This is a genomic window from Mitsuaria sp. BK041, assembly GCF_014193085.1.
Classification (GTDB): domain Bacteria; phylum Pseudomonadota; class Gammaproteobacteria; order Burkholderiales; family Burkholderiaceae_C; genus Roseateles.
This window is the reverse complement of the sequence record NZ_JACHYT010000002.1, coordinates 780,825-795,509: the sequence shown is the minus strand read 5'-3', so window position 1 is coordinate 795,509 and position 14,685 is coordinate 780,825. Positions and strand designations below refer to the sequence as shown.

The following is a 14,685-nucleotide window of genomic DNA, read 5'->3' as shown; positions in this document are numbered from 1 at the left end:
TCGACCTCAGGTCGTGAAGACGAAGCGGCTGCCCTTGCGCATCGGGCCGAGGAAGTTCATGTCCGGGAAGATCCGCCGCTGGATCCAGAAGACGTAGCAGATCATGGCGATCGAGAGCGCCACGCCGACCAGGCCGCCGGTGGTGATCGGGAACAGCTGGGCCACGTTGCGGCCCACCGTGACGATCGACAGGAACAGGTAGCCGGTGTAGGCGCCGGCGTAGGGCTTGCGGAAGCCCCAGGCGAACAGCAGCGGGATGCTGGTCAACGCGAGGCCGAGCCACATCGAGACCTGCCAGCCGACCGCCAGCACGATCAGCGCCTGCAGCACCATCAGCCCAACCAGGATGTTGACGTGCAGGCTCATCTCGGCGCGCGCCTGCGGGTCATGCCGGGCGGCCAGCCAGGCCGCGAGCCGGCGGTCCTTCATGCCCTGTCCGGACAGCTGCCGGAACACCTCGGACTTGCCCACGCCCTGCGCGAGCAGCGCTTCGGCCCGCGCCTGGATCTCCTTCTTGTCCGCCATGTCTTCTCCTTGTTCGAATCGCTCCCGACGCGCGGGATTCTGGCTCAGCCGGATCGGCCCACGCGCCGGCCGGTGCGTGGCCGCTTCATCTCGCGCTTGTACTGCTCCTTGAGCTCGGCGGCCTGGCGCAGCTGCGCGTCAGTCAGGCGCTCCTGCTCGCGGTTCCGGCTGAACTTGCCCGGCGCGATGAGTTGGGGGTTGAGGTCCTCGGCCAGCAGCGCGTAGGCCCGCGCCTCGACCGGAGACAAACCCAGGTCTTCGCCGCGCGTGGCGAGCACGAGCGTGGGGAAGCGGTCGCCGGCGCGGACGTCGCCGCGCAGGCCCTCGAGCAGCGGGGCGCGCATGTCCTGTGGCGGGTCGAAATCGACCAGGCGGAAGTAGGCCATCGAGACACCTCGCTCGCCGCCCCGCAGCGCGCGCTCGGCCAGCGGCAGGCGCTGGGCCCGCATCTCGTCGGTGATGGACTGGCAGCGGCGCACGCGGTCGTCGAAATGCGCGATCGCGTGGGCGACGTCCGCCGGGTTGGACTTGGGATCGGCGCGAACGGTCTCCAGGGTCTCCCGCACCTGGGTCGCGCCCTCGCAGCGGGACAACACCTCCGTCGCATCGCCGGCTTGCGCGGCGGAGCCGCCCTGCAGCGCGGCAAGCACGATCTGGCCGTAGTCCTCGATGACGGCGGAGGCGCCGACAGCGGGCCCGATCGCGGCTGGCCGCGTCGTGCCGGCCGCTGGTGGTCCCGAGGCGTCGGGTGAGAACGGTGGGAACGCCTGGGGCGGGGAGGCGGACGAGGCCGTCAGCCCGGCGGAGGCAGCCGTCGACGAGGGGTCGGCAAGCGCGACACGATCATCGTCGGCGGGATGAAGCCCGAAGGCCACGAGGGTCGCCGCGCCTGTGAGCACGGCAGCAACGAGGATCCAGCGCAGGAAGGGCATCGGGGAATGTCGTCTAGCCGTGACGGTGTCCGTGCTGCGGCTTCATGTCCTTGGCCCACGTCGCGGCCAGCGTTTCGGCCTGACGCTGTTCCTCGTCGGTCAGCGGCTTGCCAGCCCCGCTGGCGCGATCCGGGTCGAAGAAACCGATCGCGTCCATCTTGTCGAAAGCGATCTCATAGGCCCGCGACTCGACCCTGGACAGGCCGAAGAGCTCCCTGTGCTGCGCCAGCATCAGCGCCGCGACGCCATCTCCGTCGAGGAAGTCCGCGCGCAAGGCCGCGGCCAGCGGTTGGCGCATGGCCTCCGGCGGGGCGTAGTGGACGGCGGCGCCATAGATCGTCGCGACGCCCTTCACGCCCCCCAGCACGGCGCGCGCCGAGAGTTCCAGCTCCCGGCCCATCAGGTCGGGCGGGATCGACTGGCATGAGCGCTCCTGTCTGTCGAGCGCGGCGATGGTGCGGTCGGCGCCTTCAGCGGCCACGCGTCCTTCCTGCTTCAGCTCCTCGAGTGCATCGCGCGTCTGCGGGACGGTGCTGCACAGGACGAGCAGCTTCGCGGCCTCGCCGGCCTGCTGCGGCGTGCCGCCATTGAGCGCGGTGATCACGATCTGGCCGTAGTCGCGCAGGGCGGCGGAGGCACCGATGGCGGCCTCCCTCGCCGCGCCGGCCACGGCCGGCGTGCCGGGGGCCGGTGCAGTTCCACGGGATGGGGTGGCGATCGGCGGCGGCGCGGCGGACGTCCGCTCCGCCTGCGCGGGGACGGACAGGGTCACGCGCTCGCCCTCCGGCGCGAGGGACCAGGCCAACACGGCGGCGGCGAGCACCAGCCCGGCGATGGCCGAGGCACGGCGGGTGAACAACATCAAGGACTCCATGGGCCATGCGGTCGCGCGCCGCATGAAGCCGCGCATGTTATCGACGCCTCCATGGAAAAAGGCCGGTTCTCCCCCATCGGAGGGTCCGGCCTTCACTCGAGCGCAACGCGCGGCGTGGTGTCGTCACGCGCGCCGGTCGCGCTGCCTCACTTGGGCTGCTTGACGATGCGCAGGTAGGGCTTGGGCGCCTTCCAGCCTTCGGGGTAGATCGTCTTGGCTTCGTCGTCGGACACCGAGCCCGCGATGATCACGTCGTCCCCGTGCTTCCAGTTCACCGGCGTGGCGACGCGGTGCTTGGCGGTGAGCTGGATGGAATCGAGCACGCGCAGGATCTCGTCGAAGTTGCGGCCCGTGGTCATCGGGTAGGTCAGCGTCAGCTTGATCTTCTTGTCCGGGCCGACGATGAAGACCGAGCGCACCGTCGCGTTGGTCGCCGCGGTGCGGCCCTCCGAGGTGCCCGGCTCCTCGGCCGGCAGCATGTTGTAGAGCTTGGCCACCGCCAGGTCGGTGTCGCCGATCATCGGGTACTTCACCGCGGCGCCCTGCGTCTCCTCGATGTCGGCGGCCCACTTCGAGTGGTTCTCGACCGGATCGATCGACAGCCCGATCAGCTTGGCGTTGCGCTTGGTGAATTCGGGCTCGATCTTCGCCATGTAGCCCAGCTCGGTCGTGCACACCGGCGTGAAGTCCTTCGGGTGCGAGAACAGGATGGCCCAGCTGTCGCCGATCCAGTCGTGGAAGTTGATCTCCCCGTGCGTGGTCTTGGCGGTGAAGTTCGGGGCGGTGTCGTTGATGCGCAGAGACATGATGGGCTCCAAGGTGAAGGGTCCATCGCCGCGGACGGCGACGGTCGATCGTGCGGGACCGGGCGATTCTCGTCGTCCCACCGGCACCGGCCGGCGGCAGGGCGACATTCTTGTCCTCCCTTTCGACGACGGGGAGAGTCTGCCCAATGGCCTTGCTCGGCCAGCGACTTTACTCATGCGCGGACCGGATGAGGGTCCGCGCCGCCAGCCGGCCACGCCGAAAAAGCTATCGGCCCGATAAACACCGGCTGTTGCCGCCGTCGCCGGCCGAGTCCTAGACTCGTCCGCGCTCGCACTCTGCGGACAAGCGGACGGTTCCCCAAGGCTCAACTCAGGAGGCAGACATGTCAGGCGATTCCAAGTGCCCATTCTCGAGCGGCACCCACCACCATGCGGTGGCCGGGACCAAAGGCAACCGCGACTGGTGGCCCGAGCAACTCAACCTCTCCATCCTTTCCCTGCATTCGCCCAAGTCCAATCCGATGGGCGAGGAATTCAAGTACGCGCGGGAGTTCCAGACCCTGGACCTCGACGCGGTGGTCCAGGACCTGCATGCGCTGATGACCGACTCGCAGGACTGGTGGCCCGCCGACTACGGCCACTACGGCCCCTTCTTCATCCGCATGGCCTGGCACTCGGCCGGCACCTACCGCGTGCAGGACGGCCGCGGCGGCGCGGGCACCGGCGCGCAGCGCTTCGCGCCGCTGAACAGCTGGCCCGACAACGGCAACCTCGACAAGGCCCGGCGCCTGCTCTGGCCGGTCAAGCAGAAGTACGGCCGCAAGCTGTCGTGGGCCGACCTGATGATCCTGGCGGGCAACGTCGCGCTGGAGTCGATGGGCTTCAAGACCTTCGGTTTCGCGGGCGGCCGCGCCGACATCTGGGAGCCGGAGACCGACACCTTCTGGGGCCCGGAGACCACCTGGCTCGGCGACGAGCGTTATGCCGGCGACCGCGACCTGGCCAATCCGCTGGCGGCGGTGCAGATGGGCCTGATCTACGTGAATCCGGAAGGGCCGAACGGCAAGCCCGATCCGGCAGCCTCCGCGCGCGACATCCGCGAGACCTTCCGCCGCATGGCGATGAACGACGAGGAGACGGTCGCGCTGGTCGCCGGCGGGCATACCTTCGGCAAGGCGCACGGCGCGGGCGAGGCGCATCACGTCGGCGCGATGCCGGAGGGCGCCGGGCTCGAGGAGCAGGGCCTGGGCTGGAAGAACCAGCTGGGCGAGGGCATGGGCGTCTACACGATCACCAGCGGCATCGAGGGCGCCTGGACGCCGACGCCGACGACCTGGGACAACAGCTACTTCGAGACCTTGTTCGGCTACGAATGGGAGCTGACGAAGAGCCCGGCCGGGGCGCACCAGTGGACGCCCAAGGGCGGCGCCGGCGCCGGCACCGTGCCCGACGCGCATGACAAGACCAAGCGCCACGCGCCGATGATGACGACGGCCGACCTGGCGCTGCGCGTCGATCCGGCCTACGAGAAGATCTCGCGCCGCTTCATGCAGAACCCGGCCGAGTTGGCCGACGCCTTCGCGCGCGCCTGGTTCAAGCTGACGCACCGCGACATGGGGCCGGTGTCTCGCTACCTCGGCAAGCTGGTGCCGCAGGAGCAACTGATCTGGCAGGACCCGGTGCCCCCGGTCAGCCATCCGCTGGTGGACGACCAGGACGTCATCGCGCTCAAGGCCAAGCTGCTGGCCAGCGGCCTGAGCATCTCGCAGCTGGTGACGACGGCCTGGGCCTCGGCCTCGACCTTCCGTGGCGGCGACAAGCGCGGCGGCGCCAATGGCGCGCGGATCCGGCTCGCGCCGCAGAAGGAATGGCCGGTGAACCAGCCCAGCGAGCTCGAGAAGGTGCTGTCCAAGCTGGAAGCGGTGCGCAAGGAGTTCAACAGCTCGGCGGCCGGCGGCAAGCAGATCTCGCTGGCCGACCTGATCGTGCTGGGCGGATCGGCTGGTGTCGAGGCGGCGGCGAAGCAGGCGGGGCATGCGGTCGTCGTGCCCTTCTCGCCGGGGCGCACCGATGCGTCGCAGGACCAGACGGACGTCGAGTCCTTCGGCGTGCTGGAGCCGGCGGCCGACGCCTTCCGCAACTACATCCGCAAGGACCTGGTGCCGCATGCGGCCGAGCTGCTGGTCGACAAGGCCCAGCTGCTCACGCTGAGCGCGCCGGAGATGACCGCGCTGATCGGCGGCATGCGGGTGCTGGGCACCAACTTCGGCCACGCCCGGCATGGGGTCTTCACGACGCGTCCGGAAACGCTGAGCAACGACTTCTTCGTCAACCTGCTGGACATGCGGACGAAATGGCAGAAGTCGACCAGCGACGAAGGCGTGCTGGAGGGCCGCGACCGCGGGACCGGCGCGCTGAAGTGGACCGGCACGGCGGCGGACCTGGTGTTCGGCTCGAACTCCCAGCTGCGCGCGCTGGCCGAGGTGTACGCGTCCAGTGACGGCGAGAAGGTCTTCGTCAACGACTTCGTCAAGGCCTGGACCAAGGTGATGAACCTGGACCGCTACGACCTGCTGTGAGCGCTCCCGGGCGCCGCTCGCGCAGCGGCGCCCGGAGATCGCGGCGCAATGACCACGCTGGCCCGGCCCGGTACGTTTCGTTCCAGCTTTCTTTCCGGCTGTTTCATAAGATGCCGCGATGGACGTCCATGAGAAGCCGGTCCGCCGGCCATTGCCCCTTTCGATGATTGCCGCCGCCTTGCTGGCGCTGGGACTGAGCGCCTGCGGCGGTGGCGGCGGTGACGCCGATACCGGCACGCCGGGCTCGACCCCCACGCCCACCCCGTCGACGCCGACGCCCACCCCCGTGGCCGGCACCTGCGACCTGCCCAACTTCAAGCAGGACCTGCTCGACCGCATCAACGCGCTGCGCGCCTCGGGCGCCAGCTGCGGCACGTCGGGGAACTTCCCCGCCGTCGCGCCGGTCGTCTGGAACGACAAGCTGACGCAGGCCGCCGACGCGCACGCGCTGGACATGGCCAACAAGAACTACTTCAGCCACGACAGCCAGGACGGCCGCAAGTTCTCCGACCGGATCACCGCCGCCGGCTACACCTGGGTCGCGGCCGGCGAGAACATCGCCGCCGGCCAGGCGACGGTCGAGGCGGTCATGAGCTCCTGGCGCAACAGCCCGGGCCACTGCGCCAACCTGATGTCGGCCAACTTCGCCGACATGGGCGTCGCCTGCCGGCCGGCGGCTTCCTCGGCCAACACCTACAGCAAGTACTGGGTCATGGACCTGGGCAAGGCACGCTGAGGCGACAGCCCGGGCGCCGCGCCTGTCAGGCGCGCGGCGGACGCCGCACGGCGCGCAGCTTGCCGCTGCCGCCGCCACCGCAATAGAACAGGCCGGCGCCGTCGGACTCCAGGCCGCTGACGCCCTGGTGGGCGGGCATCGCGAGCCGCTCCTTCACCGTGCCGTCGACGGGATCGACGCGTCGAAGCTCGCTCTCGTCGCCTTCCCAGGTGGCATGCCAGAGTTCGCCATCGACCCAGGTGACGCCGGTGACGAAGCGGTTGGACTCGATCCTGCGCCGCACCGCGCCGGTCTCGGGATCGATCTGCACGATCGTGCGGTCGCGGTACTGGCCCACCCACAGGCTGCCTTCGGCCCAGGTGAGTCCGGAATCGCTGCCTTGACCCGATGGCGCCGGGATCGACCCGAGCACGCGGCCGCTGGCGGGATCGATCTTGTGGATGCGCGCATCGGCGATCTGGTACAGGTGGCGGCCATCGAAGGCCGTGCCGGCGTCGGCGGCACAGGGCAGCGTGCGCTGGACCTCCCCGCTGGCCGGATCGATCGCCAGCAGCCCAAGCGCCGTCGCGGCCCAGACGCGGTCGCCGTCGTGGCTGGGACACCGTGGACGGCGGGCGCGCCGGGGTAGGGGCCGTACTCGCGCACGACCTCGGCGGGACGGGCCTCGGGCAGGCCGTGGTTGGAGGCCATGCGGGCCTCGGCATGGGGATCGCAGGCCGTGGAAGCGGTCGAGGACATCGGGTTCTCCTTCGCGGCGACCGTCGCCGCATGGACCGCAATCTATCCAGACGGCGGCAACGCGGGGAGTAACAAGATCGTCGCGAATCCGCTCATCGGCGGCGCCAGCCAGCGCCGGGCACGCGTGAGGCCGAGCGCCCGCACCCGTCCGTCGGCCTCCAGGTCCGCCAGCGCGCGCTGCACCGTCCGCTGGCTCGCGCCCAGGGCCAGCGCGAGGGCCGAGGTCGACCAGGCGTTGCCGTCGGCGAGCAGCGCCAGCAAGGCGGCGGACTCGCCTTCGATCGGCGGCACCAGCACCGTCACCGACCGGCCCGCCTCGGCGCGCAGCGCGAAGCCATCGGGGGTCGCTTCGATGTGGGCCGCCGGCGCGAGCAGCGCCCGCAGCCGGCCGAGTTCCACGCGCAGGCGCGCGCGATGGGTCTCGTCCGGATGGCGCGCCCGGAAGGCGCGCAGGATCAGCGCGGCGCGCGAGGCGCCTGCCGGGCCGGCCTCGGCCAGCGCGCGCGCCAGGCTGAACAGCACTGGCCGGCGCGCCAGGTCCACAGCCAGGCCGGCACCGCGGATCGCTCGCCGGCAGGCGTCGACGACGAACGCGGGCGACTGCAGCAGCGCCTCGACCTCGGCGAGCCGCAAGGGACGTTCCGTGCCCGCGTCGATGCGCCGGGCCACCGGCTGGTCGAGCAGGGCCCGCATCGCGTCGGCCTCCGCCATCAGCGCCGGCACGCCGGAGCGCCGCGCGGCGATCGCAGCCGCGTCGAGTGCCGCCACGGCCTCCCCGCTGCGCAGCGAGCGCAGCGCGAGCTCGGCGGTCGTCAATCCCGCCATGGCCGCCAGCAGTGGCGGCGATCGCGTGGGTTCCTCGATGGGCAGCGCGCGCCTGGCCTCGTCGAGCCGTCCCAGCAGGATCAGGCGCCGCGCCGCGATCCATCGGCCCAGCAAGGCGTTGGCGCGGTCATCGTGGGCCTCGAGGACCTCGGCCGCCTGCAGCAGCGCTCGCGCGGGCTCGCCCAGGTCGCGCATCGCGAGGGCGACTTCCGCTTCGGCCACGACGCATCGCGCGCGGGCCACGGCCTCCTTCGGACCGAAGCCCTTGGCGGCGCGCCGCAGCAGGTCGCGGGCGCGCGGATGCTCGCCGAGCTGCGCCATCGCGATGCCGCGCAGCGCGAGCGCGGGCGGGTCCTCGCGCAAGGCCACCCGCTGCAGCGCGCCGAGCGCATCCCCGGCGGCGAGACAGCGCGCGGCGGCGTTGATCAGGGCGTCCATGGGCGCGGAGCTTAAGCGCGACGGCGCATACACTCCGGCCCCATGGAACTCAAGATCGTCGTCTACTCCAAGTCCGCCTGCCCGCAATGCGACACGGCGAAGATGCTGCTCAAGTCGCGCGGGATGGCCTTCCAGGAAATCCTGATCGACGACGAGGCCGAGCGCATGGCCTTCTACGAGAAGTGCGGCCCGTCGGTGCGGCAGATGCCGCAGGTCTTCATCAACGACCAGCGCGTCGGCGGTGTCACCGGCCTGCAGGCGGCGCTGAAGCAGCTCGGCCGCTGAGCGCGCTACGCCAGCGCTGAAACACGACGACGGGCCAGAGGCCCGTCGTCATCGGGGTTCCCGCCCGGCGCTCACTTCGCCGGCGCGATGCCTAGCAGTCCGTCCCGCGTGCTGCCGCGCACCTTCGGGCCGATCCAGACCTTCATCATCATCGGGAAGAAGCTCTCGCCCTGGATGGTGTCGCCGACCTTCTGGCCGTTGACGTTGAACTCGGTGGTCTGCTTCGCCGGGTCGTAGTCGATCGTGACCAGGTCGCCCTTGAGCAGCTTGGCGCGATTGCCGAAGACCACGCCCAGCTGCGAGGTCTGGATGATGTTCTTCGCGAACTCGTCCGCCGCGTTCTGGCGGATGCGGTCGAGCATCGCGTTGGCCAGGTCGCGCGAGGACACGTCCCGCATCATGTAGAAGGTGATGCGCTTGGCCCCCTTCTCGGCCACAGCCGCTTCCATCGTGGTCTGCTTGCGCGGCAGGTAGAAGGCCACCGCCGTCGACCGCGTCGACAGGATGCTCGACGTGGCCGCGCCGTTGAGCTGCAGCACCTGGTTGTGCAGCGTGGCCGTGTCCTGGAACTTGTAGCCTTCCACCTCGACCTCCGCGGCGGCGGCCCAGGTCGATGCCGCGATCAGGCCGATGAACAGGGCGTTCCGGGCGGAACGGGCAAGAGCGGTACGAAGCATGGGAAGTCTCCTCCAGGCGTGGCGCGTCGTGTTGTCAGGGGAATCCGCGAGCCGGCCGGACGCGGTGGCGAAACGGGCCCGCACTCGGGGCGTCGCGAGTTTGAGCCGATGGTGACGGCGATCGCGGGCGCTGTGCGGACCGGATTAAAGCGCGCGACGGTGTGGCGCGTCAGCCCCGGAAACTGGGGCCGTGCCTCTAATCCGGTGGTCCACGTGACGTTTGGCACGCGAGCCGCCGGCATCCGCTGGCACGATGCGCGCCGCTTCATCGACGCCGCCACGCGCGGGCACGGCACCAGTTGCAGTCCGCCTGAAGACCGGTGGTCCGACACGATGCAGGCGCCCGAACACCGCAGACCTTATTCCAAGCACCCCGGAGGGATCCCCGTGTCCATCGACCGTCTTTGCCTGATGCCGCGCGCGCTCGTCGCCGTGGCCGTCGCCTCGCTCGCCGCCGCGGGCGCCGCCCACGCCACCGAGAACAGCCAGGTGCGTGCCCTGCTGGGCGCGCCGTCGTACGAGATCTCGACGCCGCAGTTCCCCGGTCTCTATGCGCAGTTCTGGTACCAGCACTACGAGGCCGACAAGCTGCGCGACGCCGATGGCAAGACGCCGACCCAGGCGCTGACGATCCCGGGTGTCGGCACGCTGCCGCTGACGGTGAACGGCTCGATCAAGGCCGACGTCTTCGTGCCGCGACTGACCTGGGTCACCGAGAAGATCGTGATGGACGGCCGCCTGGGCTTCTCCGCCGCCTTCCCGCTGGTCCGCCAGACCAATGACTTCACGCTGACCACGGTGCTGCCGGCCGGCGTGCCGGCCAATGTCGCCGCGGCCGTCAACCAGCAGCTGGCCGCCGCGGGCGGCGCGCTCTCGGGCAAGCGCAGCGGCATGGCCGATCCGGAGCTGGCGGCCTACCTCGACTGGCAGCAGGACGAATCGCGCGTGGCGCTGGGCGTCGCGTTCAACCCGCCGATGGGCTCTTACGACGCGGACCGTCCGGTCAATCCGGGCGCCGGCAAGTACTGGACCTTCAAGCCGCTGCTGGTGGCCTCGCGCGTGTGGGAGAACGGCTTCGCCGTCGGCCTGCGCGCGACCTACTCCTTCAACACCCGCAATGACGACACCGGCGTTCGCTCCGGCCAGTACCTGCATGCGGACTGGTCCGGCACCTACCAGCTGAACGACCAGTGGAAGTTCGGCGTGCAGGGCTACGTGCTCAAGCAGTTCACCGCCGACCGCGGCGGCGACGCCGGCGCCAACAAGGTCCAGGCGCTGTCCGCCGGCCCGCTGATCGCCTACCTGGCGGAAAGCGGCGACTGGGGCGTCGACTTCAAGGTGATGAAGGAGTTCTCGGTGCGCAATCGCCCCGAGGGCACGGTCACCTGGCTGCGACTGAACTACCGGCTGAACTGAGCGCCATGGGTCCGCGCCGCGATGGCGCGGATGGCGCTCAGCGCTCGTAAAGCTCGAGCGGCAACCCGTCCGGGTCGGCGAAGAAGGTGAAGCGCTTGCCGGTGAGCTCGTCGACGCGCACCGCCTCGACGCTCACGCCGCGCGCCTCGAGCTCGGCCTTGCCGCGCTCGACGTCGTCCACCTCGAAGGCCAGATGGCGCAGCCCCTGCGCCTCCGGATAGGACGGCCGTGGCGGCGCGTCGGGAAAGCTGAACAGCTCGATCTGCGAGCCGTCCGGCAGCGCCAGGTCCAGCTTGTGGGAGCGCCGCGCCTCGCGGTAGGTCTCCGTGATCACGCGCAGGCCCAGGACCTCGGTGTAGAAGCGGCGCGAGCGCTCGTAGTCGGCGCAGATGATCGCGGCGTGGTGGATGCGCAGCAGCATGGGTGGGCTCATCGCGGATCGGCGCTCGCGACCGTGTCGCGGGAACCCGCGACGAAGCGGTAGTCCACCGCCGGCGTCGCGGGGGCGTCGCCGGCCTCCAGCGCGTAGGCGTGCAGGTGCACGGATTCTCCACCGGCATCGAACTGGCAGTGGCCCGCGAAGCGCGCGCCCTTGGCGACCCGGCGCTCGACGTCGTCCGCGTCGTCATGCACCTCGGCATTGATCCACACGTAGTCCAGCCCGTTCGGGCCGCGCTCGATCGAGGTCGAACGCACCGGCTGCCCATGCAGCATCGGACGCAGCAACGCGATGCAGCGATCGTGCTGGGTGGCTTCATGGGCGCTCATCGCCGGCTTGCCCGGGACGCGGTCAGCACCGCAGGCGCTCAGCAGGGCGCCCAGGACCGCCACCGCGATCGCGGCGCGGACCGCGGTCGCAGGGCGCTGGATCGAGGAAAGGTCAGTCACGGCAACTCCTGGTTCGCCTCGCAGGACGAAGTCGACAGCCTAGCCCTGTCACGTCAAGCGCGTGTGAATGGGGTTTATGCGCGCGATGCGCACCGCCCCTGATCTCGGGGACGACGGAACTCACACCCCGACAGCGCCGGTCCCATCGGCGATGTGCGACGGGTCCTGTGTCCACATGCATCAGTTCTGACATCGCGATTTACCGCCGCGTAAATCCGCGCGCCGGTCGCTGATGCATGATGCGCGGCACCGTTGACGCCACCGGCCCGCGCCCCTCGCGCCGGCGGCCGTCCCCGTTCCGTCCCGTCCGTCCGCTTGCCGATGACCCGACTCCCGTCTCCGGGGCCACGATCCGCCCGCCCGTCTGCCTCACGCCGTCCTTCATCCCGCTCTCCGTCCCTGGCGCCGATCGCCGTGCTGGCCGCCGCGCTGATGCTGGCCGGCTGCGTCAACCTCGCGCCGGACTACCGCCGGCCCGACGCCGCCGTGCCGTCGCGGGGCACCGCCGCCACACCGGCTGCGACCGACGCCGCCGCGCTCGACTGGCATGCGGTGTTCCTGGACGAGCGCCTGCGCGGCGTCGTCGACCTGGCCGTGCGCGAGAACCGCGACCTGCGCGTGGCCGCGCTGCAGGTCGACCAGGCGCGCGCCGCCTTCCGCCAGACCGAGGCGCAGCGGCTGCCGACGCTGACCGCCTCGGCCGGCGCCAGCCGCGGCGGCAGCGCTGGGCAGGTGACGCAGCAGGTGTCGCTGCAACTGGCGCTGGCCAGCTATGAACTCGATGTCTTCAGCCGCGTCCGCAACCTGAGCGCGTCGGCGGAGCAGTCGCTGCTGGCCGCCGACGAGACGCGGCGCAGCGTGCAGATCAGCCTGGTGGCCGAAAGCGCGAGCGCCTGGCTCACCTGGGCCGCGGACCTCGAGCGCCAGCGGCTGGCTCAGCAGACGCTGGAGAGCCAGGAGCGCTCCTTCGCGCTGACGCAGCGCCGGCATGCGGCCGGCGCCGTCTCGGGCCTGGTGCTCGCGCAGGCGCGCACGGCGCTGGGCAGCGCGCGGGCCGACGTGGCCGCCTGGCCGGCGACGATCGCCCAGGACCGGCACGCGCTGGAACTGCTGCTCGGCGCGAGCTTGCCCGCAGCGCTCGAGCCGCAAGCGACCGATGCGCTCGCCACGGTCAGCCTGCTGGTGGACCTGCCCGGCGGCGTGCCGTCGTCGGTGCTGCAGCGCCGGCCCGACGTGCAGGCCGCCGAGCACGCGCTGATCGCCCGCCATGCCGACATCGGCGCCGCGCGCGCCGCGCTGTTCCCGACCATCAGCCTGACCGCGAGCGCCGGCACCGGCAGCAGCGCCTTGTCGGGCCTGTTCAAGGCGGGCAGCGGGAGCTGGAGCCTCGGCCCGTCGGCCTCGCTGCCGATCTTCGACGGCGGCGCGCGCGATGCGGCGCTGCGCCAGGCCGAGGTGGGCCGCGACATCGCGCTGGCCAGCTACGACAAGGCCATCCAGACCGCGTTCCGCGAGGTGGCGGACGCGCTCGCCGTGCGCGCGACGCTGGCCGACCGGCTCGCGCTGCAGCAGTCGCTGCTCGCGTCCTCCGAGCGGCAACTGCGCCTGGCGGAAACCCAGTACCGCGCCGGCAGCACGACGCAGCTGGACCTGCTCGACGCGCAGCGCTCGCTGGTGAGCGCGCAGCAGGCGCTGGTGACGCTGCGGCTGAGCGAGCAGCTCAACCGCCTCACGCTCTACAAGGTGCTGGGTGGTGGCTGGCAGCGCCCGTGAATGACCAGGGATTGAGGGAGATCCGATGAAGCAGTGGATGAAGCCGGGCCGGCTGGTGGCGGTCGCGGCGGGCGTGGTGGTGATGGCGCTGATCGTGAAGGCGGTCTGGTTCAGCCCGCCGCCCCCGCCGCAGGTGACCTCGGCGGCGGTCGAGCGCGGCGACCTGGAGGTCAGCGTGCTGGCCACCGGCACGATCAATGCGTACAAGCTGGTGAGCGTCGGCGCGCGCGCGACCGGCGAGGTCAAGCGGCTGGCGGTGGCGCTGGGCGACAAGGTCAAGGAAGGCCAACTGATCGCCGAGATCGACGCGCTGACGCAGCAGAACGCGCTGCGCGACGCGCAGGCCTCGCTGCGCAGCGCGGAGGCGCTGCTCGGCGCCCGGCAGGCGACGCTGGTCCAGGCGGAGCTGGCCGCGAAACGGCAGCGCGAACTGGCCGCCGGTGACGCCGGCGCCCGCGCCGACCTCGAGGCCGCCGAGGCCACGCTGAACACCGCGCGCGCCGATGTCGAGTCGCAGCGCGCGATGGTGGCGCAGGCGCGGATCAACGTCGACACCGCGCAGCTGAACCTCGGCTACGCCCGCGTGCTGGCGCCGATGGACGGCACCGTCGTCGCGATCGTGACGGAACAGGGCCAGACGGTGAACGCGGCGCAGACGGCGCCCACGATCATCAAGCTCGCGCGCCTGGACACGATGACGATCAAGGCCCGCATCTCCGAAGCCGACGTGCCGCGCGTGAAGCCCGGCATGCCGGTCCACTTCTCGCTGCTGGGCGAGCCGGATCGCCGCATCCAGGCGACGCTGCGCGCGGTCGAGCCCGGCGACACCACGCTGGCGGACAGCTCGGCGACCACCTCCACTTCCAGTTCCACGTCGGGCACGACCAACGCGATCTACTACAACGGCATCTTCGACGTGCCCAATCCGGACGGCACGCTGCGCATCAACATGACCGCGCAGGCGACCATCGTGCTGGCGCAGGCGAAGGCGGCGCTGACGATCCCGGTGGCGGCGCTCGGCGCGCGCGAGGGCAGCAGCGGCGATCGCCACAAGGTCCGCGTGCTCGGCGCCGACGGCCGCATCGAGGATCGCGTCGTCCGCGTCGGTCTGAACAACCGGGTGCGCGCGCAGGTGCTGGACGGCCTGAAGGAAGGCGAGCGTGTCGTGACCGCCGAGGCGGCGCCCCCCGGCGCGGCGAGCGACGGTCGTCGTCCGCCGCCGCGGATGTGAG

Annotated in this window: 14 protein-coding genes and 1 pseudogene; 6 read left to right on the top strand and 9 right to left on the bottom strand. The window is 71.1% G+C overall.

Features of this window, described 5'->3' with window-relative positions; translation table 11 throughout:
- Positions 1 to 6: 6 nt before the first annotated feature.
- The 4 genes from FHT38_RS19405 to FHT38_RS19390 form a co-directional block, all read right to left on the bottom strand.
- Positions 7 to 525 (bottom strand): hypothetical protein, encoded by a 519-nt coding sequence (locus tag FHT38_RS19405; protein WP_183492936.1) that lies wholly within the window; start codon positions 523 to 525, stop codon positions 7 to 9.
- A 44-nt stretch (positions 526 to 569) separates the two neighbouring features.
- Positions 570 to 1,457 (bottom strand): hypothetical protein, encoded by an 888-nt coding sequence (locus FHT38_RS19400; protein WP_183492935.1) that lies wholly within the window; start codon positions 1,455 to 1,457, stop codon positions 570 to 572.
- Positions 1,458 to 1,470: 13 nt separating this feature from the next.
- The gene (locus FHT38_RS19395; protein ID WP_183492934.1) at positions 1,471 to 2,367 is read right to left on the bottom strand and encodes a hypothetical protein; all 897 of its coding nucleotides are present in this window, start codon (positions 2,365 to 2,367) and stop codon (positions 1,471 to 1,473) included.
- A gap of 110 nt (positions 2,368 to 2,477) precedes the next feature.
- On the bottom strand, positions 2,478 to 3,137 hold the full coding sequence (locus FHT38_RS19390; RefSeq protein WP_091727483.1) for a peroxiredoxin: 660 nt from the start codon (positions 3,135 to 3,137) through the stop codon (positions 2,478 to 2,480).
- 344 nt (positions 3,138 to 3,481) lie between these two features.
- Here FHT38_RS19390 and katG point away from each other — a divergent pair, with 344 nt between their 5' ends.
- Positions 3,482 to 5,677 carry a catalase/peroxidase HPI gene (katG, locus tag FHT38_RS19385; protein ID WP_183492933.1) on the top strand — a complete coding sequence of 732 codons (2,196 nt, stop codon included), beginning with the start codon at positions 3,482 to 3,484 and terminating at the stop codon, positions 5,675 to 5,677.
- 163 nt (positions 5,678 to 5,840) lie between these two features.
- Positions 5,841 to 6,413 carry a CAP domain-containing protein gene (locus FHT38_RS19380; protein ID WP_183492932.1) on the top strand — a complete coding sequence of 191 codons (573 nt, stop codon included), beginning with the start codon at positions 5,841 to 5,843 and terminating at the stop codon, positions 6,411 to 6,413.
- A gap of 25 nt (positions 6,414 to 6,438) precedes the next feature.
- Here the strand turns inward: FHT38_RS19380 and FHT38_RS19375 are convergent.
- Together FHT38_RS19375 and FHT38_RS19370 are read right to left on the bottom strand one after the other, a co-directional pair.
- Positions 6,439 to 7,103, bottom strand: a pseudogene (locus FHT38_RS19375) (hypothetical protein).
- Between the two features lie 90 nt (positions 7,104 to 7,193).
- Positions 7,194 to 8,414, bottom strand: coding sequence for a helix-turn-helix domain-containing protein (locus tag FHT38_RS19370; protein WP_183492931.1), 1,221 nt, complete (start codon positions 8,412 to 8,414; stop codon positions 7,194 to 7,196).
- A gap of 42 nt (positions 8,415 to 8,456) precedes the next feature.
- On the opposite strand from FHT38_RS19370, the gene FHT38_RS19365 reads away from it, so the two are divergent.
- Positions 8,457 to 8,699, top strand: coding sequence for a glutaredoxin domain-containing protein (locus FHT38_RS19365; protein ID WP_091727472.1), 243 nt, complete (start codon positions 8,457 to 8,459; stop codon positions 8,697 to 8,699).
- 71 nt (positions 8,700 to 8,770) lie between these two features.
- Here the strand turns inward: FHT38_RS19365 and FHT38_RS19360 are convergent, their stop codons facing one another.
- Positions 8,771 to 9,376, bottom strand: coding sequence for a chalcone isomerase family protein (locus FHT38_RS19360; protein ID WP_147241678.1), 606 nt, complete (start codon positions 9,374 to 9,376; stop codon positions 8,771 to 8,773).
- Between the two features lie 387 nt (positions 9,377 to 9,763).
- Between FHT38_RS19360 and FHT38_RS19355 the strand changes: the two genes are divergently transcribed.
- Entirely contained in the window at positions 9,764 to 10,792 is a 1,029-nt protein-coding gene (locus tag FHT38_RS19355; protein ID WP_141225340.1) for a transporter, read from the top strand.
- A 37-nt stretch (positions 10,793 to 10,829) separates the two neighbouring features.
- Here FHT38_RS19355 and FHT38_RS19350 read toward each other — a convergent pair whose 3' ends face one another.
- Together FHT38_RS19350 and FHT38_RS19345 are read right to left on the bottom strand one after the other, a co-directional pair.
- Positions 10,830 to 11,213, bottom strand: coding sequence for a VOC family protein (locus FHT38_RS19350; protein ID WP_183493601.1), 384 nt, complete (start codon positions 11,211 to 11,213; stop codon positions 10,830 to 10,832).
- Positions 11,214 to 11,221: 8 nt separating this feature from the next.
- Positions 11,222 to 11,680 carry a hypothetical protein gene (locus FHT38_RS19345; protein ID WP_183492930.1) on the bottom strand — a complete coding sequence of 153 codons (459 nt, stop codon included), beginning with the start codon at positions 11,678 to 11,680 and terminating at the stop codon, positions 11,222 to 11,224.
- Between the two features lie 414 nt (positions 11,681 to 12,094).
- On the opposite strand from FHT38_RS19345, the gene FHT38_RS19340 reads away from it, so the two are divergent.
- Together FHT38_RS19340 and FHT38_RS19335 are read left to right on the top strand one after the other, a co-directional pair.
- The gene (locus FHT38_RS19340; protein WP_310737403.1) at positions 12,095 to 13,453 is read left to right on the top strand and encodes an efflux transporter outer membrane subunit; all 1,359 of its coding nucleotides are present in this window, start codon (positions 12,095 to 12,097) and stop codon (positions 13,451 to 13,453) included.
- A gap of 25 nt (positions 13,454 to 13,478) precedes the next feature.
- Positions 13,479 to 14,684: an efflux RND transporter periplasmic adaptor subunit gene (locus FHT38_RS19335; RefSeq protein ID WP_183492928.1), complete on the top strand. Its 1,206-nt coding sequence runs from the start codon at positions 13,479 to 13,481 to the stop codon at positions 14,682 to 14,684.
- Position 14,685 lies beyond the last annotated feature (1 nt).

Bases quoted from the DNA above. Each gene is read 5' to 3' on its own strand.
- FHT38_RS19405 (WP_183492936.1), bottom strand. From the start codon at position 525: ATGGCGGACAAGAAGGAGATCCAGGCGCGGGCCGAAGCGCTGCTCGCG.
- FHT38_RS19400 (WP_183492935.1), bottom strand. From the start codon at position 1,457: ATGCCCTTCCTGCGCTGGATCCTCGTTGCTGCCGTGCTCACAGGCGCG.
- FHT38_RS19395 (WP_183492934.1), bottom strand. From the start codon at position 2,367: ATGCGCGGCTTCATGCGGCGCGCGACCGCATGGCCCATGGAGTCCTTG.
- FHT38_RS19390 (WP_091727483.1), bottom strand. From the start codon at position 3,137: ATGTCTCTGCGCATCAACGACACCGCCCCGAACTTCACCGCCAAGACC.
- katG (WP_183492933.1), top strand. From the start codon at position 3,482: ATGTCAGGCGATTCCAAGTGCCCATTCTCGAGCGGCACCCACCACCAT.
- FHT38_RS19380 (WP_183492932.1), top strand. From the start codon at position 5,841: ATGATTGCCGCCGCCTTGCTGGCGCTGGGACTGAGCGCCTGCGGCGGT.
- FHT38_RS19370 (WP_183492931.1), bottom strand. From the start codon at position 8,414: ATGGACGCCCTGATCAACGCCGCCGCGCGCTGTCTCGCCGCCGGGGAT.
- FHT38_RS19365 (WP_091727472.1), top strand. From the start codon at position 8,457: ATGGAACTCAAGATCGTCGTCTACTCCAAGTCCGCCTGCCCGCAATGC.
- FHT38_RS19360 (WP_147241678.1), bottom strand. From the start codon at position 9,376: ATGCTTCGTACCGCTCTTGCCCGTTCCGCCCGGAACGCCCTGTTCATC.
- FHT38_RS19350 (WP_183493601.1), bottom strand. From the start codon at position 11,213: ATGCTGCTGCGCATCCACCACGCCGCGATCATCTGCGCCGACTACGAG.
- FHT38_RS19335 (WP_183492928.1), top strand. From the start codon at position 13,479: ATGAAGCAGTGGATGAAGCCGGGCCGGCTGGTGGCGGTCGCGGCGGGC.